Annotated in this window: 27 protein-coding genes and 1 tRNA gene; 12 read left to right on the forward strand and 16 right to left on the reverse strand. The window is 46.7% G+C overall.

The features are described from left to right. Positions 1 to 653, reverse strand: a 653-nt coding sequence (nadC, locus tag J7J01_04110; GenBank protein ID MCD6210067.1) for a carboxylating nicotinate-nucleotide diphosphorylase, incomplete at its 3' end; no start/stop codon positions are given. Positions 654 to 718: 65 nt separating this feature from the next. On the opposite strand from nadC, the gene J7J01_04115 reads away from it, so the two are divergent. After that, a complete protein-coding gene (locus J7J01_04115; GenBank protein MCD6210068.1) occupies positions 719 to 1,576 on the forward strand; it encodes an aspartate dehydrogenase in 858 nt (285 codons plus the stop codon). A 30-nt stretch (positions 1,577 to 1,606) separates the two neighbouring features. Here J7J01_04115 and J7J01_04120 read toward each other — a convergent pair whose 3' ends face one another. The 6 genes from J7J01_04120 to J7J01_04145 all read right to left on the reverse strand — a co-directional run bounded on the left by J7J01_04120 (position 1,607) and on the right by J7J01_04145 (position 7,211). Beyond that, positions 1,607 to 2,326: a UPF0280 family protein gene (locus J7J01_04120; GenBank protein MCD6210069.1), complete on the reverse strand. Its 720-nt coding sequence runs from the start codon at positions 2,324 to 2,326 to the stop codon at positions 1,607 to 1,609. A gap of 70 nt (positions 2,327 to 2,396) precedes the next feature. Next, positions 2,397 to 3,959, reverse strand: coding sequence for a monovalent cation/H+ antiporter subunit D family protein (locus tag J7J01_04125; GenBank protein ID MCD6210070.1), 1,563 nt, complete (start codon positions 3,957 to 3,959; stop codon positions 2,397 to 2,399). Next, the gene (locus J7J01_04130; protein ID MCD6210071.1) at positions 3,959 to 5,470 is read right to left on the reverse strand and encodes a monovalent cation/H+ antiporter subunit D family protein; all 1,512 of its coding nucleotides are present in this window, start codon (positions 5,468 to 5,470) and stop codon (positions 3,959 to 3,961) included. The genes J7J01_04125 and J7J01_04130 overlap by 1 nt, the downstream gene beginning before the upstream one ends. 154 nt (positions 5,471 to 5,624) lie before the next feature. Then, entirely contained in the window at positions 5,625 to 6,149 is a 525-nt protein-coding gene (locus tag J7J01_04135; protein ID MCD6210072.1) for a CDP-2,3-bis-(O-geranylgeranyl)-sn-glycerol synthase, read from the reverse strand. A 21-nt stretch (positions 6,150 to 6,170) separates the two neighbouring features. Further along, positions 6,171 to 6,244, reverse strand: a tRNA-Met gene (locus tag J7J01_04140). A gap of 10 nt (positions 6,245 to 6,254) precedes the next feature. After that, a complete protein-coding gene (locus J7J01_04145) occupies positions 6,255 to 7,211 on the reverse strand; it encodes a GTP cyclohydrolase I FolE2 (GenBank protein ID MCD6210073.1) in 957 nt (318 codons plus the stop codon). Between the two features lie 281 nt (positions 7,212 to 7,492). Here J7J01_04145 and J7J01_04150 point away from each other — a divergent pair, with 281 nt between their 5' ends. Further along, complete coding sequence (locus J7J01_04150; GenBank protein MCD6210074.1) at positions 7,493 to 8,152, forward strand: cytochrome c biogenesis protein CcdA; 660 nt, start codon at positions 7,493 to 7,495, stop codon at positions 8,150 to 8,152. Here J7J01_04150 and J7J01_04155 read toward each other — a convergent pair. Beyond that, positions 8,149 to 9,939 (reverse strand): DUF5591 domain-containing protein, encoded by a 1,791-nt coding sequence (locus J7J01_04155; protein ID MCD6210075.1) that lies wholly within the window; start codon positions 9,937 to 9,939, stop codon positions 8,149 to 8,151. The genes J7J01_04150 and J7J01_04155 overlap by 4 nt on opposite strands. Before the next feature lie 71 nt (positions 9,940 to 10,010). Between J7J01_04155 and J7J01_04160 the strand changes: the two genes are divergently transcribed. Together J7J01_04160 and J7J01_04165 are read left to right on the forward strand one after the other, a co-directional pair. After that, a complete protein-coding gene (locus J7J01_04160) occupies positions 10,011 to 11,168 on the forward strand; it encodes a tRNA (guanine(10)-N(2))-dimethyltransferase (protein MCD6210076.1) in 1,158 nt (385 codons plus the stop codon). A 119-nt stretch (positions 11,169 to 11,287) separates the two neighbouring features. Further along, entirely contained in the window at positions 11,288 to 11,899 is a 612-nt protein-coding gene (locus J7J01_04165) for a NapC/NirT family cytochrome c (GenBank protein ID MCD6210077.1), read from the forward strand. A gap of 43 nt (positions 11,900 to 11,942) precedes the next feature. Here the strand turns inward: J7J01_04165 and ccsA are convergent, their stop codons facing one another. The 3 genes from ccsA to J7J01_04180 are packed head-to-tail and all read right to left on the reverse strand — an operon-like array spanning position 11,943 to position 15,003. Further along, entirely contained in the window at positions 11,943 to 13,889 is a 1,947-nt protein-coding gene (ccsA, locus tag J7J01_04170; GenBank protein ID MCD6210078.1) for a cytochrome c biogenesis protein CcsA, read from the reverse strand. A gap of 20 nt (positions 13,890 to 13,909) precedes the next feature. After that, a complete protein-coding gene (locus J7J01_04175; protein MCD6210079.1) occupies positions 13,910 to 14,341 on the reverse strand; it encodes a hypothetical protein in 432 nt (143 codons plus the stop codon). Continuing rightward, complete coding sequence (locus J7J01_04180; protein MCD6210080.1) at positions 14,341 to 15,003, reverse strand: cytochrome c3 family protein; 663 nt, start codon at positions 15,001 to 15,003, stop codon at positions 14,341 to 14,343. The genes J7J01_04175 and J7J01_04180 overlap by 1 nt, the downstream gene beginning before the upstream one ends. An 82-nt stretch (positions 15,004 to 15,085) precedes the next feature. On the opposite strand from J7J01_04180, the gene proB reads away from it, so the two are divergent. The 5 genes from proB to J7J01_04205 are packed head-to-tail and all read left to right on the forward strand — an operon-like array spanning position 15,086 to position 18,954. Further along, positions 15,086 to 16,312 (forward strand): glutamate 5-kinase, encoded by a 1,227-nt coding sequence (proB, locus tag J7J01_04185; protein ID MCD6210081.1) that lies wholly within the window; start codon positions 15,086 to 15,088, stop codon positions 16,310 to 16,312. Further along, positions 16,239 to 17,066 (forward strand): tRNA pseudouridine(38-40) synthase TruA, encoded by an 828-nt coding sequence (gene truA, locus J7J01_04190; protein ID MCD6210082.1) that lies wholly within the window; start codon positions 16,239 to 16,241, stop codon positions 17,064 to 17,066. The genes proB and truA overlap by 74 nt, the downstream gene beginning before the upstream one ends. A 47-nt stretch (positions 17,067 to 17,113) precedes the next feature. Next, positions 17,114 to 17,749 carry a DUF106 domain-containing protein gene (locus tag J7J01_04195; protein MCD6210083.1) on the forward strand — a complete coding sequence of 212 codons (636 nt, stop codon included), beginning with the start codon at positions 17,114 to 17,116 and terminating at the stop codon, positions 17,747 to 17,749. A 2-nt stretch (positions 17,750 to 17,751) separates the two neighbouring features. Further along, entirely contained in the window at positions 17,752 to 18,531 is a 780-nt protein-coding gene (locus J7J01_04200) for an enoyl-CoA hydratase (GenBank protein ID MCD6210084.1), read from the forward strand. 9 nt (positions 18,532 to 18,540) lie between these two features. Then, the gene (locus J7J01_04205; GenBank protein ID MCD6210085.1) at positions 18,541 to 18,954 is read left to right on the forward strand and encodes a hypothetical protein; all 414 of its coding nucleotides are present in this window, start codon (positions 18,541 to 18,543) and stop codon (positions 18,952 to 18,954) included. Positions 18,955 to 18,981: 27 nt separating this feature from the next. Here J7J01_04205 and J7J01_04210 read toward each other — a convergent pair whose 3' ends face one another. The 5 genes from J7J01_04210 to J7J01_04230 form a co-directional block, all read right to left on the reverse strand. Further along, positions 18,982 to 19,635: an MBL fold metallo-hydrolase gene (locus J7J01_04210; protein ID MCD6210086.1), complete on the reverse strand. Its 654-nt coding sequence runs from the start codon at positions 19,633 to 19,635 to the stop codon at positions 18,982 to 18,984. Positions 19,636 to 19,742: 107 nt separating this feature from the next. Continuing rightward, entirely contained in the window at positions 19,743 to 21,155 is a 1,413-nt protein-coding gene (locus J7J01_04215; protein MCD6210087.1) for an MATE family efflux transporter, read from the reverse strand. Between the two features lie 115 nt (positions 21,156 to 21,270). After that, on the reverse strand, positions 21,271 to 21,819 hold the full coding sequence (locus tag J7J01_04220) for a hypothetical protein (GenBank protein MCD6210088.1): 549 nt from the start codon (positions 21,817 to 21,819) through the stop codon (positions 21,271 to 21,273). Next, on the reverse strand, positions 21,816 to 23,279 hold the full coding sequence (secY, locus tag J7J01_04225; protein MCD6210089.1) for a preprotein translocase subunit SecY: 1,464 nt from the start codon (positions 23,277 to 23,279) through the stop codon (positions 21,816 to 21,818). Before secY ends, J7J01_04220 begins: the two co-directional genes overlap by 4 nt. 33 nt (positions 23,280 to 23,312) lie before the next feature. Continuing rightward, the gene (locus J7J01_04230) at positions 23,313 to 23,759 is read right to left on the reverse strand and encodes an uL15 family ribosomal protein (protein ID MCD6210090.1); all 447 of its coding nucleotides are present in this window, start codon (positions 23,757 to 23,759) and stop codon (positions 23,313 to 23,315) included. A gap of 128 nt (positions 23,760 to 23,887) precedes the next feature. On the opposite strand from J7J01_04230, the gene J7J01_04235 reads away from it, so the two are divergent. From J7J01_04235 to J7J01_04245, 3 genes are read left to right on the forward strand one after another with little or no spacing between them, the layout of a single operon-like run. After that, positions 23,888 to 24,439 carry a TATA-box-binding protein gene (locus J7J01_04235; GenBank protein MCD6210091.1) on the forward strand — a complete coding sequence of 184 codons (552 nt, stop codon included), beginning with the start codon at positions 23,888 to 23,890 and terminating at the stop codon, positions 24,437 to 24,439. Positions 24,440 to 24,445: 6 nt separating this feature from the next. Continuing rightward, the gene (locus tag J7J01_04240; protein ID MCD6210092.1) at positions 24,446 to 24,862 is read left to right on the forward strand and encodes a hydrogenase iron-sulfur subunit; all 417 of its coding nucleotides are present in this window, start codon (positions 24,446 to 24,448) and stop codon (positions 24,860 to 24,862) included. Next, positions 24,859 to 26,184, forward strand: a complete 1,326-nt coding sequence (locus tag J7J01_04245; protein MCD6210093.1) for a CoB--CoM heterodisulfide reductase iron-sulfur subunit A family protein — start codon at positions 24,859 to 24,861, stop codon at positions 26,182 to 26,184. Before J7J01_04240 ends, J7J01_04245 begins: the two co-directional genes overlap by 4 nt. The last annotated feature ends 125 nt before the right edge of the window (positions 26,185 to 26,309 follow it).

Consider the following 26,309-nt stretch of genomic DNA (forward strand, 5'->3'; position numbering starts at 1 on the left):
ACACCCGCCTTCACATCCTTCGCGGACATGTTGTCGAACATGATGATATCAACATCCAGTTCTGCTGCTTTCAGAGCTTCTTCTATGCTCTCAACCTCAACTTCTATCTTACGTGTGAAGCTGACCTTCTCTTTCGCCTTCTTTATTGCATTCTCCAGCCCCATGAGCTTTATGTAATTGTCCTTTATTATTACCGCTTCATAGAGTCCGAACCTGTGGGGATCGCCACCACCGATGGCTATCGCTTTCTTCTCATATTTCCTGAAGCCAGGCGTTGTCTTACGGGTACCAGCCACTCTTATCCGTGCATTTGCTCGCCTCGCCTCCCTCACAAATCTGTCAGTTAGCGTGGCAATACCGCTCATCCTGCCCAAGAAATTGAGCACAAGTCGCTCTGCCTTCAGTATCTTCATGCCTGCACCTTGCACTCTCAGGATTACATCTCCTTCTTTTATTCGCGCTCCATCCTCAAATTCCGTTGCACAAAGGACACCGAGATAATTAAATATCTGCTTCACCTCATCCAGACCCGCAAGCACACCGCCCTCCTTCACTTCTATCTCCGCTTTACATTCCGCCTCCGGGACTATCTCCTCATAATCCTCATGCCCCACATCCTCTTCCAGGAACGCTTCTATCTCCTTCAGCAACATCTACTTGCAAGAATAACTTTACCTTTACCTTACTTCTTACTTATAAGATAAAGAAAGTTAATAAGATGGCAGATAGCATGGTCATGAGAGTGGGTGTAGTCGGCTGTGGCGCGATAGGAACAGAGATATGCGATGCGATAGACCATGGTGTGCTGGGGAAGGAGCAGGGGATGGAGCTGAAATTCCTGATTGACAAGCATCCTGAGCGGATAGAGAAATTAATTAAGCGCTTGAAGAGGAGACCGGGAATAACAATGACAGGAAGCGAAGGGCTAACAGAGATTCTGGATGAGGTGGACCTGGTGATAGAATGTGCTTCGCAGGATGCGGTACGTGAGTTTGTGATTCCAGCACTGCATGCAGGTAAGGAAGTGATGATAATGAGCGTAGGAGCATTGATATGTGATGAGGGGCTATTCGATGAGATTATAGGTATTGCAAAAGAAAAGGGTTGCAGGGTTTATATCCCATCAGGGGCAGTTGCAGGTATAGATGGTTTGAAATCGGGTTCTATTGGCGGTATCCATAGCGTGTCGTTAACGACGAGGAAGCCACCACAGGGATTTGAGAGTAATGTCTATGTCAAGGAGCGGGGGATAGACCTGAGCGAGATAGAGAACGAAGAGACTCTTTTTGTGGGACCAGCGAAGGAAGCGGTACGGTATTTCCCGGAGAACGTGAATGTAGCAGCTTCTTTAAGCATCGCTGGTATAGGTCCTGACGCGACGAAAGTGAAGGTCGTTGCAGATCCATTTGCTACGGAGAATGTACACGAGATAGAGGTGATAGGGGAATTTGGTAAACTGATGGTGCGTGTAGAGAATGTGCCATCACGAACGAACCCAAAGACGAGCCATTTAGCTGCTCTTTCTGCTATTGCCACTCTCAGAGGTATAGTATATCCCGTAAGGGTGGGTACTTAGTACCAATATCATATCCAAACTTCAGTCTTTTCAGCCTTTATAGTTTAGTCGTATGAGTTGTGGTATCTCACCCCATTTTGCAAGTACATCACGGTATATTATGAGCGCGCCTTTAATACCTGGTACATGAGAGATAGTACGAAAGGACTCAGGCAAGGTATGAGGAGTATCACCCCTGACGGAATTGCTGAGTGCAGTTGCAGCAGCATCTGAGAGAGACGCGCTGTCGCTCAGTACCGTTGCCGCGTCAGCGTATCCAAAATTTATAGAATGCCCAACAGTCCCCGATGAGGTACATATACCGATAAGCGAAGATGACGGTCTAATTCTGAGTGCAATACGATTTGAGAATGGGCTGTTACCCGCATAAATACCAACAAGCACCTCTCTATCATTTATCAATGCGACGTCACCTCCGTTGTCCACCACCGCATGAGTGGCACCAGCATCGTGCATAGCTTCCACTGCCAGTTCTGCCAATGTACCTGCAACTGCGGACATCGGTCCTATACCGAACTTTGAGGATGCTTCTATCATCCGCTGCACCACCTCTGGTATCTTCCCTCCCTCTCTATCTTCAATATGACAGTGATAAGGCTCGAGGGTGACGAGGAAGAAGGGATGCCACCGTATGAACCTTTCCAGCTCCTTTCTCTGTTCCTTTAGCTGCTGCTTCGCTATCTCTATATATTTCCTGTCGTCTGCAGTAATCCATACAGAGGTCTCTTTCAATACGAAATGCTCCCTCATTGATTTGATTATATTTACAGTATTTGCTTTGCGGAAATGATAGAGGCAATCCCCCTTTCCTGCTTACAGCTTATACATTACCAACTGCTATTCGCACAAGCTCGTATATGTGGAGCGATAATATATCCATATATGGTGAGAATATTCCAACAACTCTGAGAATAAAAGCTACGAAGAAGATAATGGAGAATATCGCGGTTATCGTCAGTGGAACGAGCATGAATATCGGTGCCTCCTTCATTTTGGGCTCTTTGCCATCCCCATCCTCTGGCTCCTTGAAGAATGCTGTATGTATAATCGGGAAGAAATAAACGACATCCAGCAGGGACGCTATCAGTAGCGTAAACAAGAATACTATCATTACAGGTGAATACGTCAGTGATGCCTGATACGCACCTAAGCAAAGATACCACTTACTTATGAATCCGACCACTGGCGGGAGCCCACACATACCCAATGCCCCCACTGAGAATGCCAGCATCGTTATCGGCATTGCTCTACCTATACCAGCCATCTCACTTATGTTCTTCTTACCCGAAGCTACCATTATCGCACCCGCACACATGAATAGAGTAATCTTCATGAATCCGTGAAAAGGTATATGCATCATCGCTCCTCTAATTCCATCCTGCGTCAATAGCGCGGCACCCAGAATAATATATGAGAGCTGATTTATCGTGGAGTACGCCAGCCTTCTCTTCAGGTTGTCCTGCGCAATTGCGAATAGATTAGCAACTATCATTGTGAAACCCGCAATACATGCGAGTATCAGCCCGAGTCCGAGCGAGTTCATCAGGTCCACACCATAGATGTAACATACAATCCTGACAATCCCGAACACACCCGCCTTGACCACTGCAACAGCATGCAGTAGCGCACTCACGGGCGTTGGCGCAACCATAGCAGTAGGCAGCCATGAATGGAAAGGCATCCATGCCGCTTTCATGAACCCCAAGAGGAAACAGAAGAAGCACACTGTCAGTATCAACTTATGCGTGGGCGCCAGCGCACTCAACGCCTTTATACCACCATTTGTGAAATCGGTAGTACCGGTCAGCACATAGACCATTATCACACCAAATAGAAAGAATACACCGGCAGTCATCAGATACGCAAGGTACTTACGTCCCCCACTTATCGCTTCTGGAGTCTGGTCATGCGCCACCAGTGGATAAGTTGAGACCGTGAGTATCTCGTAGAATATATACATCGTTATCAAATTCCTTGATAACGCAACTCCAATCGCACCGAGGATAGCAAATGCGAACGAGAAGAAATATCGAGTTTGAGCATGCTCGCGCAATGAACGCATGTACCCGATAGAATAGAAAGAGACGAGTATCCAGAGAGAAGAGGAGGTGAGAGCGAAGATGAGCCCAAAAGCATCCACTCTAAATCCTATCTTTAAGTATCCAGAGAGAGAATCCCTGAATATCGTCTGGAATAGAACGCAATCAAGAACATCACCACTCAAGACTGTATGTATCATGGAGAATATAAGCGAGAACATTACCAACCCTGCCGCTATCGTCCATCCTTCTCTTATGTTCGGATGCTTACCGAAGAGCAGTATCAAGGGAGCAGCAAAAGCCGGGCATAAAATGGCTAATAACGGTATCAGTGATTCCACCATCACGGCATCACCCCCGTGCACAAATTCGTTAATGGCTCTATCAATGGCGTTGCGAGACTGGTAAGCCAGAAGAGCCCAGCAATAATGCATAATGCAGCGAAGAGGAACATAGGTATCAGCATGCTATGGGGGATTTTTTTCTCATCCCTTGTACCTCCATCTAGCTCTGACTCTGACTCCTCATGCAGAAGGTATATCCGCTCGATCAGTCTACCGAAATAAACAAGTTCAAGCAGACTGTTCAGCAGCAGTACGCCCGCAAATGCATAATTGGATGTCTGCAATGTCGCTACCATAAGAAACAGTTTCGTTGCGAACCCTACTGTTGGCGGTACACCAATCATTGAAAGCGCAGCTATTGTGAAGACCGCACTTGTATATGGCATTCGCTTGCCCAGCCCTCTGAACTCCCTTATGTCTCGTAAACCCGCTTTATAAATGAACGCGCCGGCTACGAGGAACAGACAGCCCTTCATTAGGGTATGGTTCAATATGTGTGCCACGGCGCCGAAGAAGCCCCAGGTGGTAGCTGGCGCTAAACCCACACCCAGCACGATATAGCCTATCTGTGAGACACTGGAATATGCAAGCATACGCTTGAAGTTGTTCTGTGTTATCGCGAGTACCGAACCTGCGATTATTCCTATCGCCGCTACCCAGCAGATTGCTAAATCCATACCTATATAAGCCTTGACGAAATCGAGCGTGAATACAGAGAATATAACTCTGATCAATGCATAGACGGAGATATGTGACATCGTTGCTGCTATAAATGCGCTCACTGCTGATGGCGCGTACGTGTATGCATCGGGCTGCCATAGATGGAGTGGGAATAGCGCCATCTTTATACTCATACCTATGATGAAGAATACAAATGCAGCCTGTACCATCCTGTTACCGTATAGGGGCGGTAATAGACGCATGAGGTCTTCCATGTTCAACGAGCCAGTCACTGCATAGAGGAATCCTACACCCAGGAGATAGAAACAGGCACCTATGGAACCCATTATGACATAATTGTAGCTCGCTTTCAATGCCCGTCCACCTGCAGCTGCTATCAATGCGTATGCCGCCAGGGAGGATATCTCCAGGAATACATAGAGGTTAAACATATCCCCGGTCACTGTTATACCACACAGCCCGGTAATGAGGAGCTGGAATAAGACATAAAATGAGACTGTCTTCTTTGCTGGCAATTCACTCTGTACACTACGCCAGGAATATATCGCAATCAGTAGGGATGCAAATAGAAGTATAAGCAACACGTATGCATTCAATACATCTACCACATACTCGATACCCCATGGAGGTGCCCATCCACCCAGCCAGTAATGTATCGTTCCCCGTGTCAGGACATGGTACAGGATGAAGAGAGCCAATATCAACTGGAAAGTAATGGTTGCAATGGATATGAAACAGCTGCTCTTCCTGTTCAGCCAGCCTGCAACCAGTATGGTATATGCAGAGATCAGCGATACCGCAACTACCAGTATTGGAAATTGTTCGATCATTCCTTCCACCCTCGTACTCTACTCTATCCTACCCTCTTATCCTATCATAGCCGATTATTTAGCCTATTTCCCTACTTCCTACTTATAAGTGTATAATCCAGTTCATAGGCGAAATCATATAAATGCTTTTCGGTTTTTACCTGCCAATCACCAATCACCAGGGCACTTCTTTCATGCCCAGTTTGAAGCCTGCGAAATTCGTGAGCAGATGCAGCAGGGGCGTAATAAGGATGACCACGACCATCACATCAGCAGAGAAGTTGGAGGAGAACCAGTCACGGGCGACAAGAAATAGAAGCAACCATGCCCCACCTACAAAGTCCAGCTGGTCCACCACGGGTAGAGGAGCACCTCTTCTCAGTCCCAGTCGCCTCTTCACAAAGCTACCCATTATATCACCGAGCATTGCACCTGCGGATAGAGCCAGCAATACAATAATGAAGTATGGGAAAGAGCCAAAAGAGCCGTTATAAAGATGTTGGAGCAAGCCGCAGAGGAAGCCCGCAGAGCAGCCTTTGATCAGCCCCTCAAAAGTCTTACCGTCGCCAAGCAGCCGGTTTCTACCCAGATGAACGCCCCTGTCTATCGGTATCTTGCCACCGAAGAACGCTGCACTTGCATTCGTTATATATGCAGGGAGCATAAGCCAGATCGCGGTACCAACTATGGTTATCGTCATAATCATAATTATGAAACGCAATGCCGGGGGCGGGGTTCGAACCCGCGACTTCGGCATTATGAGTGCCGCGCCCTAACCAACTAGGCCACCCCGGCTCTTCATTTTTCACTTATATCCATCGCCCACCGCCAGCTCTCTGCGCAGATCGCCCATCGAAGCGACACGCTCCGCAACCGCGTCATGCTGGTGGATGCTCTCCTCGTTTATCTGCCTTATCGTGATGATAGAATCGTCAGGAAGCTCAGTAAAACTCTCTACCACTCGCTTCGCCATCTCACGAACACAATCTTCAACGAACATTGGCTTCTTATGCGCTATCTCTACCACCTTCGCCTCATCCGGGCGTTTCAGTATCTCATACGTCTTTGCACTCATCGAACGCTCTATTATCCTTATTATCTTATCCATTGGTACTTTAATATCATCTTCCACCTCTATCATGATTATTCCCTTCCCTCTCTGGTTATGCGTTGGCATCGGAACCATACGCAGAAAAGTCTCTATTTTCTCTTCGCCCATTCCCAGCTTTCTCAACTCCTCCACCGCTTGCTCCTTTATCAATTCCTGTGCGCATGGGCAGGTTGTCACTCCTGCTACCTCCGCGCCTATTATCTTCTTTATTTGCACCTTTGACTGAGTGCGATATGCTCTCGCTTCTGCATGGATAATCGCAGGCTCCTGACAAGAGATTTTCATCTTCGGCGTCTTCCTCTTTAACATATATTCACTCTTCATGCCTACTTCCGCTGTGGTAGCGTACTCATGAAGTAGTAGTAGCCGCTTTGCTACCTCGCTGCACAGCTCCTCAACCTCATATATCGGCGTGTTAACCGCCTCTTCCAGCACTTCATACATCGCTTCAAAGTTCCTCGATAGGTTCGCACCCTTTATATCACTTGGAAGGTCAACGAAGATATAGAAGTCTGAGATGAGGATAACGGGTCTTTTGCCTCCTGCTCTTGCCACCTCCACCAGTTTCTTTACATTCTTCACTCCAACTCGCGTCAGATTTATCCTTATGTCAGGACTGCTTGCCTGCACATCCGGTAGTTGCAACGACATGTATCTATACTCCTCCCTTAACTTCTTGACCTTTTTATTTTAAAAAGATGCAAGAAAAGCTCGGCGGTGGTAGGAGCGAGTATAAGAAGGACAGATTGATAACAGGGATTCTACCAGGAATCTGGAGATCTGAATCTTCATTTGTAGCCCCCCTCTCTCACTATATGTTCAATAAATCATAGTTGGAATGATGGTTTATATATACCTGTACTATATCCTTTCTATATCCTTTAAAAGTTAAGAGGGAGTGAAATGAGTGTTATCTATCAGGAGGGGCTGCAATGGTAACGTTACCACTTCCCCTCATCGCTTTCGGTTTTGGGATATTAAGCGTTCTATCACCCTGTATACTCCCGCTCGTTCCACTCATTGCGGCATATTCGACCAGAACGAGTAAAATTACGCCTCTAACTGTGGCTATTGGACTCTCTATCTCATTTGCGCTTATGGGTGTACTGGCATCTATCTTTGGCTCGATATTCCAGCGATATAAATTGGTGTTGCAGATTATAGGTGGTCTTCTGATTATATTTCTCGGTTTGTGTATGATATTCGAGTTATTAGAGCAGAAGATACACACAATCATACCCAGGAAAGGCACCACAAGCACAGGGTTCTCCATTAACCACGTGCATGGAACAGCAGGGGGGCTATTACTCGGTTTTTCGCTCGGTATCGTCTGGACACCTTGCATTGGTCCCATACTTGGTACTATACTCACAATGGTAGCGGTTGAAGGCGATATACTCTACGGCGCCTTTCTTCTGGTCATCTATTCGCTTGGACTGGGGTTGCCTTTGCTCGTAATTGCGTATACCACTCATTTCTCAATGAAACCGTTCCTCAAATACAGTATAGCAATAAAGAGGCTTTCGGGAGTTATTCTGGTGCTGGTCGGGATTTATTTCATATATAATTCGATCATAATCTACGGTTTTTAGCAGCCAGGCATGGATTCCACTTCTACTTCTCTTACATTTACTGCCACTCCTCTTTCTGACTCCACCATCTCCCAGCCGCTCATTTTCGCTCTGCCCACTCCAAATGCTTTATCACCGCGAAATATAACTTCGTCATTCTCCCTTATCTCTTCACCGGCATTCAGGACCCCGGGTGCCAGTATTGAACCCTTTGGTACAAAATCGCCTATTTCCACTATATAAGGGGTAAATTTCCCGATTCTCCGTGCACCTTTTGTTGTGAGGGTTATGAGTCCATATTCGGGTGCAATGCGTGCAAGGACACCCTCAGTTGATATGAGCCTGAAACAGGGGTATTTCCCTTTCAGTGTCAGTTCTCCTTTCACAAGCTCCTCACCAGTGCCGAGCCCAAACTGGTAATCAGCCATCGCCTTAAATATCCTTGTGCCCATCTCAAGTTTGGATAGTTTCTTTTTCGCACCACAGAGCGCTGCTATACAACTTCTCAAGCGTTCGAGAGCCTCTTTTGTGTACTCCTTCTCGTTCTCCTCGCATGTGAATATGACCCCCATGCCCAGTTCTTCTGCCACTGTTGCGCATATCTCTTTATATGCACCCCTGAGATGTGCAACAACCATGTCGTAATTACCACGATTTCTATCAAGGTAGGCACGGAGACAGGAAGTCACCCACGCACGCTCCTCCGCATCCCAGTACCCTGTCACGGGTATGTCATAAAACGCAGCGGGATAGACAAGTTCTAATTCTCTCGGAACAGCGCCAAGTGGTGAGGTTAAGATCAGCTCGTGAATGTTGCCCCTGTAATCCCCAATTGCAGTAATGAACTTCCTATGCGATTGCGACGCAGAATAGGGTTTCTTAGCAGAACATGGCAGAATCACCAGTACCCGACTCGCGGGTGGTCTGTATCTATCCAGAACACGACTTGCAAATCTCTTCACTTCTATTCGCCGTAACGACTCCATTGTGTTCACCTTCATGACATGTTTACGGGCAACAGGTATCCTTCTTTCAAAATATTCACTCTCGGCATCCAAAAATCGTAATACGGCTGTTAAAAACGTGGACGACCTCACGCGCATCTCAACATACTCGCGCAGGATGCCTAACTTTATATATTCCCTTATCTTCTTCACTTCCCGTTCTAATATCAGTCTATTATGCTTTGCAAGCAGTTCCGCTCGCTCCTTAACACTTCGCGCTCTCAACTCTTCTATACTCAGGGAAGAGCAAACGGCGCAGGTGCATGGTAAATCCACCATATCATTCACTATTAACTCGCATTCCTCCAGTTGATAAATACCCGCATAACCACTCATCACCGCGTTCGTATCATCTATTATATCCACACCCATATAGGCAAGAAGTGCGGCATTCTCCACCGTTGCTATCGCGGGCACCCATAACGCCACATCTGGTGATATCGCCCGCCGTGCATCTATAACCCCGCGAACGAAATCCTCGGGCGTGTGGAGCATGGAAGAAGCGAAGGCGAGTACGAAGAAATCAACGAATAGCGGGGATGCTTCTTTTAGCTTTGCGAGCAGTGGATGTACCTCAGGCAGGAGGACCGTGCCGCGCGGACCGTTCCATGTCTCTTCTTTGCTCAACTCTGTGAATAGCGGGGATTCTACACCTATCACCTCCATCTTCTCTTCTCCGCCACTGCTCAGCGACTCTATATTGAGTAAAAGTGGCGTTTGCATCTCCTTACTCCTTCCTTTTAATAGTAGCCGCCCTATTCTCGCTGCACCATCCCGCTTCTTCACCTCATAGAATCTACTCATTTGTTATCCCTATCCCTCATTTACGCTTTATCTGGTATGCAAGTCTCTTTTATAAGGTAAGAATGGAATGTATGAGCTATAAGCTTATAGAACGAGTAGAGGGGAGCACGAGAGTACTGGTGCCGAAGCGAGCTAAGAGGGCACTTTTTTATAATCCCAGAATGGAACTCTGCCGGGATATAGATATAGCCGCATTAGCTGCTTTCACTCATCATTCTAAGTCTAAGTCTAAGTCTAACTCCAGCTCCAGCACAATGGTGTATGTGGATGCACTTGCAGGCACTGGTGTGCGCGGTGTCAGGGTGGCGAACGAACTCGGGCTGCAGGTGGTGCTAAATGACCTGAGTAGAGGGGCTTACGAGGTGATCAATCGCAATGTGAAGCTGAACGGGATAGAGGAAAGAACGAGTATATATAACGAGGATGCAAATGTGCTTCTGCACCGCAACAGGTGCAGGTATGATATCGTAGATATAGACCCTTTTGGCTCGCCAGTCCCTTATCTCGATTCGCTATCACAATCGGTGAAGAAGTTGATTATGGTCACTGCAACAGATACAGCGCCTTTATGTGGCGCTCATACCGGGGGTTTGAGGAAGTATGCCGCAAAACCGCTGAATACCGAATATCATAAGGAGATGGCAACACGTATCCTGCTGGGGCGAGTAACGAGGGACCTGTGCAGACATGACAGGGCAATACAGCCGCTGCTGTGCTATTCGTGGAGCCATTTCGTGAGGCTCATAGCAAGAGTGGAAAGAGGTGCAAAGCGAGCAGATGAGTGCATGAAGAGACTTGGCTTCATTCTTCATTGCTTCTCCTGCGGTAGCAGATATGCTATTCATTGCTCTGAACTGCAGGATATGAATATGAGCACGAGATGCGAGGTCTGTGGTGCTAAAATCAGGATTGCAGGACCCCTGTATTTGAGTCCGATAAAGGATAATAGCTTTTGCAAACATGTATATGAAGAGTTAAGAGTGAGACAACTGGGAAAGAAGCGAGAAGCGCAGAAAATCGTCGCTACATGCATGAATGAACTGGACATACCATTCTATTATGACTATCACGAGATATGCAAGGCTTTGAAGATATCTCCGCCTTCTATCCACTTCCTGATTGAGAGATTGAATGATAGTGGTTTTAGAGCGAGCAGGACACATTTCTCTGATACAGGATTTAAGACAGAAGCGAAGATGGAAGAGGTAAAGGAGATTTTAAGGAGGTAACAGACCAGACATATGATGGAGAAGAGTAGGAAAAAATCGAAAAATTTATATATCATTTCTGAGAATCAGATACTGAGTAATGGAAATGTGGAAGGATATATCTGTTAGGAGGGCTGGAAATGGAGAAAGGTGAAAAGATAATTATTTCGGTGGTTGTTCTGGTTACCATTGTTGTTATTGTTGGTGCGGCGGTAGTGATACCTACAATGATGCAAGAGATGACGAAACCGGAAAGCTGTGCCAAGAACTGTCATGAGATGCAACCATTTTATGATTCATTGCAGGATTCGCCTCATGCGGGGGTAGACTGTCACGAATGCCATGAGAGTACGGAGCCAGAGATGTTTCTGTATATGAAAGAGATGACCAACCATCTTGAGGGTATAAGCGAAGGTCTGAAGGCGGGCAAGAGTTTAGATGAGACCACAGCGGAAATGGCAGAGAAACTGGAGAGTGAGCCACCCACAAGTGCTTCTCTTCCAAAGAATGAGTATTGTATGAGATGTCATAGCACCAATTATAAACCATTAGCAGAGATTGCAGACCCCGGTATCTCGTGCTTTAAATGTCACTCCACGATTGCACACACCGAACATAAGGTCGCTCTCTACCAGGGATACTGGAGTCCTGATTTAGAAGACCACGAATGTGTAGCATGTCATAACGAGCATGATGTAACGGTAAAGGAAGAGACCTGCAAAGCGTGTCACCCACCGGAGAAACATCCTTAATCCTTAATTTAATTTCTCCGGATATTCTTTCTTTTCATTCTACCTACCTGCTTTTATGCGCTTCATTGCATATCAGAATGACCATACCTGCTGCCAGCAATATCACGCCAGACCATACGAGCCATATTAGTGGTACCCGCTTCACTTTTATCCTGAAATCCGCTGGCTGCCGCTTCTCTCCCATGAGCGCATAGAATAGCGAGTTATAGCTGGAGTTCGTGTGCTCCATAAAGATATAGAGGTCGCCTCGCAACGTGGAGATGATCAGTGGTTTGGACAGAATACCATAGTTTGTATAATAATACATCCTTAGACTTTTGTTAGTGTATACAGTAGTGCCATCAACGATAGAGACGTCAAGAGCCAGACTCGAGTATTCAGGCATGGTAAAGAAATGCCCGGTACTGGCGTAAACATGCCCTCTGCCCGGATATATCGTGGGAGTCCCCAAGGTTATCTTCGCATCGAGCGCATCAACAGTCGAGTTGGGCTTTGCAATTATGCCCCTGCTCTCTGTCTGCGCGGTGGAGCTGACGAATACGCCTATTAATATAATAATGATGGCGATATGGATTAGCGCCTTGCCCCATATATATGGAGATTGCCTCCCCCCCTTAGTGCACAGAGCGGATCCGAGATAATAAGCGATGGCAAATCCTGCGGCGAGCAGTAGAGGCAGTCCAAAGTTAGCCATCCAGTTCGGCGTTGGAACACGAAGCAGTACCAAAATCACGCCAATCGCTGCTATTGAGGCGATTGACCATATAAATCTCTTTACCTTCATGCTCATACTGCAGCCCATCAATGCAGCGACGAATACGAGTGTGAAAGGGTAGCACCATCTATTATAGAATTCCGGGGTTGTACTCATTGGTGCACCACCCAATGCACCCCCTATTATCGGTGCAAGGTCACCCAGGAAACATATAATCATGAGGAACATCAACGACCAGAACGCCACGAATAGAGAGATGGAACTCAGTAACGAGATATCAACTTCCGGACTGTAAATGGGTCTGGCTCTCTCTGTCCCTGTCCTCAATGCGAGATAGAAGAAGTAAAGGACGACTCCAAGTGCGAATATCAAAAGTGCGGGTCCAACAGGCGATTTCCCGAATGCATGAACCGATTCTAAGAGTCCGCCACGGGTAAGTGCAGTGGCAAAGATGACCATGAAGAAGGTAATCATAAGTGTGAGCTCTCTCATCATATCTTTACTTTTTCCTGGCAGGTGGAAGTATGCAGTAAGAGCAAGCCAGGGGACTAAAGAGGCAGTCTCCACAGGGTCCCATGCCCAATAGCCACCCCAGCCGAGGACTTCGTAAGACCACCACCCTCCAAGTGCTATTCCAAACGCAAGGAACAGCCACGCTGAATATAGAATAATGCTGTTTAGCTCTTCTTCGCCTTCTCTCTCGCCTGTTGCCAGCCCCGCAAGCATGAAAGCGCATGCGAAGAATACTAATACATAGCCAATAAAGACTACCGGAGGATGCACAAGTACCCAGAACGTTTGAAGCAGTGGATTGAGTCCTGCACCATCGGGAGGGTTCATGGGTAGAAGCTCAAAAGGGCTCTTCAATATTGTGAGAACAAGGATAAAGAAGAGAAAGATGTCCAGTATTCTGGATGCAGCTATGTTGAACCTGCGCTCTCGTCCCAAGACTCTTATGCGATATATAAAGTATATAATAGAGAATATGAAGGCGATGAAGAGCATTGACCCGCTACTGCCTATCCACGGATCACCGATCTTGTAAGGTAGAGCGAGACTGGAAGAGCTGTAAGTGTAGACCTCTTCCAGCCAGAAAGCATCATGTATAAAAGCCATAGTTAGTCTGAAGTATGCAGCGACTACCAGCACGCATGCGAGCGAAGAAGCGAGAAAAGCAGCTTCAAACCTCTTCCTCGTGCCAGCCCGCATTAGCAAACTCAGATCGAATAAAAGCAGAACGGCAGCCAGTATTATGAGTGCATCTCCTATATCCATCTGTTATACCCCATCCTCCGTCAATTCACCTCCTGTTCCTTCTCAGCCTGTGCCAATGTTCTGCCCTTCTCATTCACCACACGTACAATCATCATCACCCTATCGCCTTTTTTCAGCACGACATCCCGGGGGAACCCAATGGTGAAATTATAGGTACCGTTACCATGATAGCTCTGGGCAGCCCAATAGCTCATCTTAGCTCTGTTTACTATCGCTTTAGCCTCAACAGCCGGGAAAAACACACCGGAATTACCCTTTGGACTTTGTAAAGGATTCATCTTCTCCTGCTTCATCTCCACTATTCTTACCGCTGGTCTGTCATCGGTCACTGTAACCACTGCCTGGACTTTTATTACCGGTACCTGCCCCATACTCACCATGGAGTATAGAGCGAGACCTACAACCGCCACAACGACGATGGTGACGATGACATTGACGCTGGGCAACCTCATTACTCTCTTCCTCCCTCTATAAACCTCAATAGTGCTTTTAACATATTTAAGATGGTGGGATATCTCTTCTCTTCTTCGCTCTTTATTACTGGCACACCCTCCTTCATCTGATAGCCCTCCCCCTTATATTTTATGCCAAAGGAGCCATGGCAGGCGACGCATAACTCCCCTGTTCTGTTACCATGGATAAAATGAACGCCACCCTGATGGCAGGAGTTGCAATCACCACTTTCTGGCATCCTCAAGTTCTTACCCGCTCCATGACATCCCCCGCAATCCACATTTATGTGCACACGATGGATTTCATTAGCGGATATCTCCCCAGCTTTTGCTATTCCCGTTCCTATATGACAGTCAATACATGCTTGTATGCCGTGTGCCCTGGTTCTGATTTTTTCATTGTCTATCGCTCCACCGGTCACGTATTCTTTCCCATGACACACACAGGAGCTGACCATTGAGCGCAATCTGCTCTCAGGGAGGAGTGAGACATGGCATTGCACACATTCCGGTGCTGGATGCCAGGAGCCGATGAAACCCGTTGGATTCGGTGGTATCACCTCACTGTTCTCATCGCTCATACCCATACATGTAGTTACAGCGAGGTTTACGATTACAATGAAGAGTAACGCTAACACACACAATTTAAGTTTCCTCATCATTCGATATATATTTTGCACCAGAGAAATAAAAGTTATACGATCTTAACTTCTTAACTGATTTATTTATTTATTGATTTATTGCATGGATGAGGATATAGCAGTAGCAAAGGCAAAGCGGATTGTAATAAAGGTGGGTACAAGCACCCTCACGGATGATAACCACCGACTTGCGCCTGATAAGGTGAAGAAGCTTGCGCGAGAGATAGTAGAACTGAGGAGACGGGGGAAAGAGGTCATCCTGGTCTCATCAGGTGCGATCGGTGCAGGCATAGGGAAATTAAACCTGAAGCAGAGACCCCGAGATATCAAGCTCTTACAGGCTACTGCTGCTGTTGGACAGAGCATTCTGATGAGCACCTATGACCGGTATTTCTCTGCTTATGGTCAGACAATTGCGCAACTTCTGTTAACACACGCCGATTTCCTCAGTCGTCAGAGGTATCTCAATCTGAGAAACACTTTACTCACATTGCTCAAATCGGGTGTGATCCCGATAGTAAATGAGAATGATACCACAGCAGTAGATGAGATTAAGGTAGGGGACAATGATAACCTATCGGCTCTTGTAGCAAGCAACCTCGAAGCCGACCTGCTTATTATCCTTACTGATACTGATGGCTTGTTCACTCGAGACCCGCGTAGGAGTGAGAGAGCGGAGCTCATCCCGGTTGTGCGTGATATAACACCCGAGATTGAACGAATTGCAGATACCGGTGAGAAGACGAAGACGAGTAGTGTTGGAGGCATGAGGACAAAAATACAGGCGGCAAAGCTCGCAATGAATGCGGGTATTCCTGTTGTCATTGCGAATGGTGCTGAAGAGGACATCCTGCTGCGCATTGTAGAGGGTGAGCCGGTTGGAACACGGTTCTTACCGCGTAAAAGCGACAGGATGAATGACAGAGAGCACTGGATTCGGTTTGTATCGCCGCCGAGGGGTAGAATAAAGGTGGACGAAGGAGCAAAAGCTGCTTTAGTCGCTAAGGGTAGTAGTCTGTTACCATCAGGCATCATCGGGGTAGAAGGAGTCTTCATGCCCGGTGACACCGTTAGTATCATTGATTCTCATAACATCGAATTTGCTCGTGGCATAACCAATTACTCCTCTGTGGAGATAGAGAAGATAAAGGGGCTTCATACCAGTGACATCGAACGCGTTCTGGGGCATAAAGAGTATGACGAAGTGGTATATCGCGGTAATCTCTACCTGATACAGGAACAGGATGAGGAAGGAGATGTCAGGAGAGAGGATAGCACTCAAGATAGGTTATCTTGGAACCAATTATCACGGTTTCCAGATTCAGCCTGAACCGGAATTGCCGACGATAGAAGGGATGCTCTTCAGAGCTTTTACACGGCTTGGACTATTTGGATTCGAATCACGGCAATCAGCAAACTACTCCGCTGCTGGTAGAACAGATAAAGGTGTTCACGCTCTTGCGCAGGTAATATCCTTTGATACCGCTAAGGAAGTGACTCCTCGTATGATAAACAGCATGCTGCCGGACGATATCTGGGTCTATGCAATTGCAAGACCCTATCCGGGATTCAATGCGCGCAGGGATGCAAAATCAAGAAAATACCGGTATTTCCTATTCTCAGAGCCAGAACTGGATGTATCGCGAATGAAGGAGGCATCAGAACTACTTATTGGTAGACATAATTTCTATAACTTCGCACAGGGGCATGAAGCGGAATCACATATCAGGGAGATAAAGCGAATAGAGCTCATGAGTAACGGTTCTTTTATCGTTATTGATGTGGAAGCGAACGGTTTTCTCCGCAAGATGGTGAGGAAGATCGTATCGGCTTTGTGCATGGTAGCCAGGGGCGATAGGGATGAGAGCTGGTTAGAAGCGCTACTGGAATTGCAGTTAAAGGATAGTATAGAACCAGCGCCTCCTTTTGGTCTCGTATTGAGAGAGGTCGTTTATGATAACATAGAGTTTGTGGAAGATAGATATGCAATGAGGCGAATAGAGGAGCGATTGAAGCGTGATTTTGTCATGCACAGCACAATTGCCAGTGTGTTACGGGAGCTTATACCACATAATAAGAATTAATTACTTAAAAACATCATTGGATATTGAAGATAAAAGAAGATAAGAGTATGGTACTCGAAGCGGGAAAGAAGAAGGAATTGTTGAAGAGCCTTATAGAAGGAGCGGTTATGGGTCTCGCTCTCTTTGTTATGTTAGGCTCGATGCTGTATCGTAAAGAGATAAGCTCAATCTTGAATGTAGTTCTTGCCCCTCTCGCATCTTTCACCGGCAATTTCCTGATCACTGTCTTAATTCTGGCAGTTCTCACCGGCATATACACCTCGATAATCCAGAAATACACAACAAATTGGGAGTTGATGGCGAAGTCGAAGGAGTTTCAAAAGCAGTTAAAGGAGCTACAGAAAGAGTATATAGAGGCGAAGCAAGAGAACAACAGGCACAAGCTAAAGCGAATAGAGAAGAAGCGTGCAGAGGTGATGAGTGAGCAGGCGCGATTTTCCGGTGAGTTGATGCGGCAGCAATTCAAGCCGATGGCTTATATTATTATCATCACTCTTCCGATATTCTTCTGGATGTGGGAATATGCTCCGAGTGAGGTGGTGATCTTCCCCCTTATAGGCACAAAGAACCTCACACATATCGTTATATTCGGAATACCTTACTGGCTGCTATGGTATATGGTGTGTTCACTCCCTTTAACGGCTGTGATAAGGAAACTGCTGGGCATAAAGAGTACGATGTGAAGATGGAAGAAGAGGTGCTATACACCAGGCGTGAGGGCGTGGCGATGATAACGCTGAATCGTGAGAAAGCTCTTAATTCATTGAATACCGCATTATTGGAGAAGTTAAGGGCTGCACTGGAGGATGCAGAATCTGATGTCATGGTACGGGCAATTGTAATAACCGGTGCGGGCAACAGAGCCTTCTGTGCAGGTGCGGACGTTAAGGAGGTAAAAGATAAGAGCCACATTGAGGCAAGAGACTGGTCATTGTGGTTTCAGAACATCACGAACTACATGGAACGACTCAGGAAGCCGATAATAGCACGCATAAATGGGTTCTGTCTGGGTGGAGGTCTGGAGCTTGCAATGGCATGTGACTTCCGAATAGCATCAGATAACTCAGTATTCGGGCAGCCGGAGGTGAATCTGGGAATTATACCGGGTGGTGGTGGTACACAACGTCTGACGCGGTTGATAGGCAAGCCAAAAGCGATGGAGATGCTCATGACTGGCGAGCAGATAGAAGCAGAGGAGGCACTGCGATTGGGACTTGTGAACAGAATTGTGCCTGCAAGAGAGCTTGATGCTGCTGTTGACGCTCTGGTTAACGAGTTGAAGACGAAGAGCGCGCTCACTCTCGGAATATTGAAGCTCGCAGTGAATAACGGGCTGGAGATGAGCCTGGAGCGGGCATTGAGTTATGAAGCGGAATGTTTCGGTTCCGCAGTTGCGAGCGGTGATGCAAAGGAGGGGATGCAAGCGTTCTTAGAGAAACGGAAGCCGGAATTCAAGGGTGAGTGAATATAAGAAGTGCGTAAGAAGAGGGTGATAGTGGATACAAATGCGCTACTCATTCCGGGAACGTTCAGGATTGATATCTATGAGGAACTTAAAGATATGGGCTATCTGGAGATAATCATACCAGAAGCGGTAATAAAGGAGCTGGAGGCACTGAGCAAGAGCGAAGAAAAAGGGAGGACGAAGAAGGCTGCTCAGATCGGTCATCAACTGGTGCTCCGACATCTTGCGAATAGCGGTAGCAGGGTGTTCATAGAGCGAAAGGATAGGAGTGCGGATAGTGATACGGATAGCGAGATCATAAGGGTGGCGAAGATGCAGGATGCCGCGGTTCTCACAAACGATGCGGAATTGAGACGCAGATTGCATCAGGAAGGGATACCAACGGTGTTCCTGCGGGGCAAGAATAGATTGGCGGCTGACTGACTGGCTGAATTAAACTAAGAACAAAAACTAAATCTCTATCATCTTACCAGCTTCGCACTTCTTCGCCTCTTCGGGATACATATCCATTATCTCTCTCTTATGTGTGGTGCAATGGCATGGTATGATAATCTTCAGCCCGCTCAGAATCTCGAGATGGTCAAAACCATGAAAACCGCCCATCACTCCTCCTAACTTACCGAATTGGTGTGCAGAATCCATAATAACGTCCAGACCTGGATGTGCACAGCCTGTTAAAACCAGCTCGCCCACTCCTGTATCAAGAACCAGTGACTGCTCCTTTATCCCAACACCAAGCTCTCCTGTTGTATGAACGCCGGGAATGATGTCCGCGGGTCCAGATACTTCAATTATGCCTGCTGCGTTTCGTTTAATCCTCTTCTTCGTTGCCGCTGTGAAAGAAGCAGGCAGGTACACCATCGCATCGGGATGCAATACCGCACTCAGACCACCAATATGGTCCCAATGTTCATGTGAGAGCGCAATAATCTCAATCTCCTCTCTCTGTATTCCCAGCTTCTCCATGTTACGCGATAGTATCGCTTCTGAAGCGCCGGTATCGAACAGAAGCCTTCTATCTGCAGATTCTATCAGACATGAAAAGCCCCAATCACGCTCTAAACCCTCCTTCGCTTCATTATCATACACAATTCTCAATCTCATCTTCTTGCCTCTTTCCTCATATAATAAACTTTTTGCGTAATTATAAATATGATATGACGAAGAAAAGCGGGAATGAGCAAATATTTTTTATTTTATTTATTTTAATTTTAATGCATCGCCGTTTTCATCAGCTTCCGTATATACAGCCGAGCCCATGAGAATGCTACTGCTACACCAGCGGTGTTCGCTGCAACCAGCCCCCACCAGATTCCCACCAAGCCCAATCCAAGGCTGAAACCAAATACTACTGTAAATAGAGGAGTTAGTATAAGTGTTCGCAAAATCGTGACAATCAGTGCGTTCATCCCTTTCCCTGTACCTTGAAAAAGCGAAGAAGATAGCATGCCAAATGATATGGTTGGATGGTAAAAACTGATAATCCTGAGGAAAGTCGTCAAGCCAGGTGCGATACGTGCCGCCTCCTCAGCGTGTGTAAATACCGCAGCTATCTGAGGTGCGAAAATGAAGGTTGCCACCGCTATAACTGTCTCCATCAAAAACCCGAGCTTCACTGCATAGAGATGAGCAATACTTACCTTCTCAAATGAGCGTGCACCAAAAGCAGCTCCACTTACCGGGACAAGAGCAGTAGCGATACCCATCGTCGGCAGGACTGCTATGCTTACCACACGCCATCCGGTGGAGTAGATTGCCACGCCGTCGGTGTTACCCACCATTACTATTATAGCGTTCATTATCAACATCATGAAAGACATGGAAATCATCATCACTGAAGATGGCAGACCAACTCTGAAGATGTCCATAATAATCTCCTTGCTCCATTTGAAATCGCTGAATGAGAACGATACATAGGTATCTCTTTTGAATAGAAACCAGTTTAGCATGATAATGGATGAAACAGCCAAGGATATGAGCGTAGCCCATGCAGCGCCTGCAACACCGAGACCAAAGTAGTAGATAAAAATCGGGTCCAATACGATATTCAGACCAGCACCGAGTGCCATGGCATACATGGCTCGCCTGGCATCTCCTTCACTCCGTAGTATTGAATTCGCAACGTTAGTGAAAAATATGAAAATACTACCGGCAAAGATAACCCTGCCATAAGCTACTGTCATACCTGTGGTCTTACCCGCGCCTATCAGAGCGAATATGTCGTGAGCAAGAACGAAAAACGGTATGGTAAAGGCAACTGCGAATAACAGCATTATAACGATTGTATGAACTGCTACATTGTCTGCACCCGGCTTATCACGAGCACCAATCCTGCGGGATATGGCAGACCCTGCACCTACACCCAACCCATTAGAGAGCCCCATAGCGAGGAAGAAGAAGGGATAGACGAAACCAATTGCCGCGAGTGCATCAGCACCAATACCCGAAACCCAAATCGCATCAACAAGATTGTAGATTGTTTGTACGGACATAGCCGCGATCATGGGTAATGACAGTTTGATAATGGCTCTTTTGGGGTCGCCAAGTAATGTCTCCACGCCCTTCGTTTCCTTATTCCGCGATAGGGCACCATAAGTGCCCTTTTTTGATAATTTATTATTCACCTGAGTATCCTCTTGCTCTTGTATTCTTTATTCTATTTTCTATTCTCCACCAACAGCACGGATGCCTTATATCTCTCTATATCGCTCTAATTATGCAAATCATGTAATTTAAGGACTAAGGACAGTCTCGATCTCGAGCATGACTCTGAGCATGAACATGAGATTTAAGCATGTGTTTGCATTTATCACAGAGTTCTGCTGGCTTCTTCTTCGCTTCATATACCGAATTTGAGAATTGCATCACACATTTATTGGAGCAGTGCTGCAGCCCGAATACGTGCCCCATCTCGTGTATCGCTTCCTTCTTTATCATATTGAGTGAATCAAGCCTGCATGTAGATAGAACCGCCCCTTTACCCGGCTTTGCAACCCCAAATACAAAATTCATGCCACGTACAAATATGTCTTCGCTCACTATCCACAAATAGAAAGAACTGGCAGTCTTAGTCTTAGTCTTAGCCTTGGCCCTCCAAGTGGTGGTAATAGAATTGAGTAGAATCGAGGCGTTGTATTGCATCCTGTTCCTATCATAAGCATCCCTGTCAGCATCCTTTACAATCGCCTCATCTCCGGGTTCTATCATGAATACAGCTTCAAGCGCTTCTATCACTTCTGACACCACACCTCTGCTCCTGCTGTCATAGAATAATTGCAGTTTCTTCATTCCTCACCAAAGAACCTTCGTATCGCCGGGTACATCTCCATCATCTGCTCCGATGCCACTTGTTCATAAAGGTTATAAGCAATACTCACAGCCAGTAATAACCCGGTGCCGGAAGCTTGACCAAGTGTACCAAATATATTTGCCAGCACACACAGTCCACCAAGAAGTGCACCACCCATTATCGCTATTCGTGGTATATAACCCTCCATCATTCGCTCTATCGTTGCGGGATTCCTGCGATGCCCGGGTATTTGCAACCCAGAGCGATGTATCTGCTGTGCAACATCTTTAGCACCCATACCTGTGGTATTTATCCAGAACAGTGCAAATATCGCACCCCCTGCTACCATAAAAACCAGGTCAATACCAAGGCGCAGGGCTATTTGCCAGCCCGCATGTGGTGTTGACATGAGAGTGGGGAACCAATCCCAGGGTCCATAAATCGGACTCAGATAATACATCAAACCAGATACCGCATTGCCCCATTCATTATACGTACCGAATACAGTAATCCCATGCATTGAGAGTGCTCGCCCGAAACCCTGAATACTCATTTGCAGCGCTCTCACGAGGATCATTGGTAGTACGCTTGCATATAATAGCTTGATAGGGAACTTACCACGGGCTCCTCGCGCCATCGAATGTGCCAGCGGTATCTCCAGGCGCGTGCTCTCGAGATAGACAACAATGAAGAACACCGCGATAGTAGATATGAGGGCGATCAGGTGATGTTGAAATAGGAATGTAACACCTCCTTCAAGTATCTCATACACTTCCACATGCAGTGGCGAGCCGGGCCAGAGTAACTGGAACCACCTGGGAATTACACCAACTGGCAGCCCATACTGGTCGGGTTGCCAATTAACGAGCCCGGTAATTACCTGCTGCGATACGCCAGCGAGGATGAAGAGCGAGACACCGGACCCTATACCCCACTTCGATACCACCTCATCCATGAAATATATGAGCATCCCACCGAGAAATACCTGAATGAACAACAGTATAGAGACAATTTGAAGAGATACACCGAGTTTTGAGGCTATCCCAGCATCAGGCATATAGAAGCCCATTACATAGACCAGACTCATGAAGAGTGCGAATACCACAACGAGAATCTTCTGGATGTTCTGGTAGAATGCCTGGTCGCTGGAGTTACTCAAGTCCAGTTTAAGTATCCCGGCACCTACGAGTAGCTGCAGAATGATTGACGCATCTACAATCGGCATTATACCCAGTGCAGTCAATGAATATCGCGTACCTGCGAATATAGTGCGCCATCGTCCAAAAAGGTCCAATGATTCTGGAGAAAGCCCAAAAAGGGGCACATTACCAAGTACAAAATAGAGTATAAGTATGCCCAGAGTCCATCCCAGCTTGGTCTTGAAATGGACATGCCAACTCGGGCGCTCAACCATCGGGAATCTATCCAGAATCGGTGTCAGTATCTCTCTTAAGTTCATTTACTTACTCACTTACTCACTCACTTTATTCATTCACTCCTCAATAGGCATTTCAATCCTGCCACCCGCTTCCTCTATCTTCTCCTTTGCTATACCTGATATCTCATTCACTCTCACTATCAGCTTCGGCTTTCCTCTCAATTCTCCCCTGCCCAGTATCTTCCTTATTCCGAGTTGTGTAGCATCGAGGAAAACAGCATCACCTCGTTCTTCCGCTTTACCGGCTTTTATCAGCTCCGGCAGCTTTTCATCCAGTTCACCCACGTTCATTATTGCATCGTAAGTCTTGGAATGGCGTGCAGAACCAGAACCAAAACCCTGTTTCCCTTTTTTCATGCCCAGCTTCAAGGAACGTACGAAATGATGCGCATAAGCGCCCGCATTACCTGAACCACCCTTACTTCCTTTACCTCGCCTCTTCTTGTGTGAGCCACCACCACAGGTTCTTGTACCCCTTATCTTCTTTACTCTCTTCTTCATCTCTACTCTTACCTACCCTATTACCCTATTTGCACCGAATTTATCGTTCTTGCTTATTATTTATATATCTTGCTTTTTATATCACAACATTAGTTTTATCATATTTATATAATTGGAGATCAGGGGGGATGATGGAGGTAGATATAAAAGTAGAGAATGTTGTAGCGAATGCAAGGATTGCTGATGAGTTAGATCTGAAATACATAGAATCAAAGTTAGAGAATGCGGTATTCACGAAGAAGAAATTCCCCGGGCTGGTGTATAGGACACACAACCCGAAAGCTGCTTTCCTTATCTTCCGTTCGGGAAAAGTGGTTTGTACCGGCTCGAAGACCGAGGAAGGTGTGCGTAAAGTGATGGACATACTTGCCGCAGACCTCAGGCGTATAGGAATAGAAGTGGCAGAGCATCCGGAGTTCAGGGTACAGAACATCGTTGCTTCCGCCAATCTTGGAAAAGAACTTAATCTTGGTGCTATTGTTGTGGGTTTAGAACTTGAGGGTATGGAATACGAGCCCGAGGTATTCCCCGGACTGGTATATCGTATAGAGGAGCCGAAAAGTGCTATACTGATATTCAGCTCAGGACGACTGGTTATAACAGGTGGGAAGACAGTTGAGGACTGCAAGAGGTCGGTGAATGTTTTATTGAACAAATTAAAGGATTTAGAACTGATTTAAAGTGAGATGTTTGAGCCCAAGATCGTGGCTTTCTGCTGTAATTGGTGCTCCTATGCAGCTGCAGACCTCGCAGGTGTATCGCGCTTTCGGTACCCGCCAAATGTGCGCATACTGCGTGTGATGTGCTCAGGACGGGTAGAACCTGAATTCATCTTCGATGCTTTCAAACACGGTGCCGACGGTGTTATTATCACTGGTTGCCATCCGGGGGAATGTCACTACATATCGGGCAACCTGAATGCCGAGCGGAGGGTAGAGAACGTAAAGAGGGCAATGAAGTATCTGGGAATAGAACCAGAACGTCTCCGTCTGGAATGGATGTCCGCTGCCGAGGGCGAGAGATTTGCATCGGTTATGCGTGACTTCACAACCGAGATAAGAGCGCTGGGTCCTCTTATGGGAGGGAATGAGAAACATAAATGAATAAGAGGAGTGTAGTGGTCATAGGAGGTGGTATCGCGGGTATAGAGGCAGCGAACGAGCTCAGCGATATGGGGTTCCATGTATATTTATTGGAGAAAGAGCCGGTGATAGGTGGGCGAATGGCATATCTCAACAGGATATTTCCCACAAATGAGAATGCTATCGCCATACTGGAGCCGAAGATGCGGGCGCTCGTAGCCAAAGAGAATGTGGAGCTCATTACATACGTGGAGATTTTGGCTGTTAAGGGTTCGGTAGGCGATTTTGAACTCACAATAGAGCACAAGCCACGCTATGTGGATACAAATAAGTGCACAGGTTGCCAGCGGTGTACAGAGGTATGCCCTGCGGAGCAGCCGAACCGTTTCAACGAGGGCTTTGGTACCCTGAAGGCTATTTACATCCCCTATGCCCACGCTATCCCCTCATGTGCAGTCATAGATATTGAGACTTGTCTGCGAAGCGAAGATAAGGGTAAGGATAAGGACTGCAGTATATGTATGAATGCATGCGAATATAATGCGATAGATTTCACGCAGGAGGGGCATAAGCATAATAGCAAGAGTAAGCTGAAAGCGGGCGCTATAATTGTGGCAGTCGGGTCTGCAACTTACGACCCCGAACCAGGGCACGATTATGGATATGGGCTATTAGACGATGTGATCACAACGATGGAGTTTGAGCGACTTATCGCTCCTGATGGTCCAACCGGCGGGAATCTCATCAGACCCTCAGACTGCCGGGAGCCAATGCGTGTGGGGTTCATCAATTGCGTTGGGTCACGGGATATAAACAAGAATCCGTATTGCTCTGGTGGTGTATGCTGCATGGAGAACATAAAGAATGCGATACTGTTGAAGGAGAAGCGCCCGGATGTGAGATGCTATATATTTTATATAGATATAAGAGCAGCTTTCAGGGGTTATGAAGCGTTTTATACACGTGCGCGGGAGCTTGGTATCCGATTTATTCGCGGTAGACCTGCGGAGGTGATAGAGAATGAGAAAGGCAATCTGGAGATAAGAGTAGAAGATACGTTGAAGGGTATAGTGAGGACTATAGAGGTGGAGATGGTGGTTCTCGGAACTGGTAGTGTGCCAGGCGAAGATATCGAGAGGTTATCGGAGATGCTGAAGCTCCCGCTTACTACAGAAGATGGGCTATTCAGAGAGTTGCATTCCAGAGTAGCGCCGGTAGATACGGAACAGCGGGGTATATTCATAGCGGGTGCAGTGGCAGGTCCGAAGGATATCGCACTTGCTGTTGCTCAGGGCAGTAGTGCAGCGGCGAGGGCGGCTTCCACACTCCTTATGCTTGATTAATAGTTAATAGCTAAAGAAGTCCACACTTTTTACCCCCCATGGGGTCAACACCAAAATTAACTATATATTATCGCCTAATCCAAAGTACAAAAATAGGAATATATGACTAACACTAACCTGATTAA

The organism is Methanophagales archaeon, from assembly GCA_021159465.1.
Taxonomy (GTDB): Archaea; Halobacteriota; Syntropharchaeia; order Alkanophagales; family Methanospirareceae; genus G60ANME1.

Coding starts and splice junctions, on each gene's coding strand:
- J7J01_04200 (MCD6210084.1), top strand. CDS start 17,752: ATGGAAGAAGAGGTGCTATACACCAGGCGTGAGGGCGTGGCGATGATA.
- J7J01_04150 (MCD6210074.1), top strand. CDS start 7,493: ATGGTAACGTTACCACTTCCCCTCATCGCTTTCGGTTTTGGGATATTA.
- J7J01_04120 (MCD6210069.1), bottom strand. CDS start 2,326: ATGAGGGAGCATTTCGTATTGAAAGAGACCTCTGTATGGATTACTGCA.
- J7J01_04240 (MCD6210092.1), top strand. CDS start 24,446: ATGTTTGAGCCCAAGATCGTGGCTTTCTGCTGTAATTGGTGCTCCTAT.
- J7J01_04180 (MCD6210080.1), bottom strand. CDS start 15,003: ATGATGAGGAAACTTAAATTGTGTGTGTTAGCGTTACTCTTCATTGTA.
- J7J01_04145 (MCD6210073.1), bottom strand. CDS start 7,211: ATGTCGTTGCAACTACCGGATGTGCAGGCAAGCAGTCCTGACATAAGG.
- J7J01_04235 (MCD6210091.1), top strand. CDS start 23,888: ATGATGGAGGTAGATATAAAAGTAGAGAATGTTGTAGCGAATGCAAGG.
- J7J01_04135 (MCD6210072.1), bottom strand. CDS start 6,149: ATGACGATAACCATAGTTGGTACCGCGATCTGGCTTATGCTCCCTGCA.
- J7J01_04210 (MCD6210086.1), bottom strand. CDS start 19,635: ATGAGATTGAGAATTGTGTATGATAATGAAGCGAAGGAGGGTTTAGAG.
- J7J01_04165 (MCD6210077.1), top strand. CDS start 11,288: ATGGAGAAAGGTGAAAAGATAATTATTTCGGTGGTTGTTCTGGTTACC.
- J7J01_04175 (MCD6210079.1), bottom strand. CDS start 14,341: ATGAGGTTGCCCAGCGTCAATGTCATCGTCACCATCGTCGTTGTGGCG.
- J7J01_04115 (MCD6210068.1), top strand. CDS start 719: ATGGCAGATAGCATGGTCATGAGAGTGGGTGTAGTCGGCTGTGGCGCG.
- J7J01_04245 (MCD6210093.1), top strand. CDS start 24,859: ATGAATAAGAGGAGTGTAGTGGTCATAGGAGGTGGTATCGCGGGTATA.
- truA (MCD6210082.1), top strand. CDS start 16,239: ATGTCAGGAGAGAGGATAGCACTCAAGATAGGTTATCTTGGAACCAAT.
- J7J01_04160 (MCD6210076.1), top strand. CDS start 10,011: ATGAGCTATAAGCTTATAGAACGAGTAGAGGGGAGCACGAGAGTACTG.
- J7J01_04220 (MCD6210088.1), bottom strand. CDS start 21,819: ATGAAGAAACTGCAATTATTCTATGACAGCAGGAGCAGAGGTGTGGTG.
- ccsA (MCD6210078.1), bottom strand. CDS start 13,889: ATGGATATAGGAGATGCACTCATAATACTGGCTGCCGTTCTGCTTTTA.
- secY (MCD6210089.1), bottom strand. CDS start 23,279: ATGAACTTAAGAGAGATACTGACACCGATTCTGGATAGATTCCCGATG.
- J7J01_04130 (MCD6210071.1), bottom strand. CDS start 5,470: ATGATCGAACAATTTCCAATACTGGTAGTTGCGGTATCGCTGATCTCT.
- J7J01_04230 (MCD6210090.1), bottom strand. CDS start 23,759: ATGAAGAAGAGAGTAAAGAAGATAAGGGGTACAAGAACCTGTGGTGGT.
- proB (MCD6210081.1), top strand. CDS start 15,086: ATGGATGAGGATATAGCAGTAGCAAAGGCAAAGCGGATTGTAATAAAG.
- J7J01_04155 (MCD6210075.1), bottom strand. CDS start 9,939: ATGAGTAGATTCTATGAGGTGAAGAAGCGGGATGGTGCAGCGAGAATA.
- J7J01_04195 (MCD6210083.1), top strand. CDS start 17,114: ATGGTACTCGAAGCGGGAAAGAAGAAGGAATTGTTGAAGAGCCTTATA.
- J7J01_04125 (MCD6210070.1), bottom strand. CDS start 3,959: ATGGTGGAATCACTGATACCGTTATTAGCCATTTTATGCCCGGCTTTT.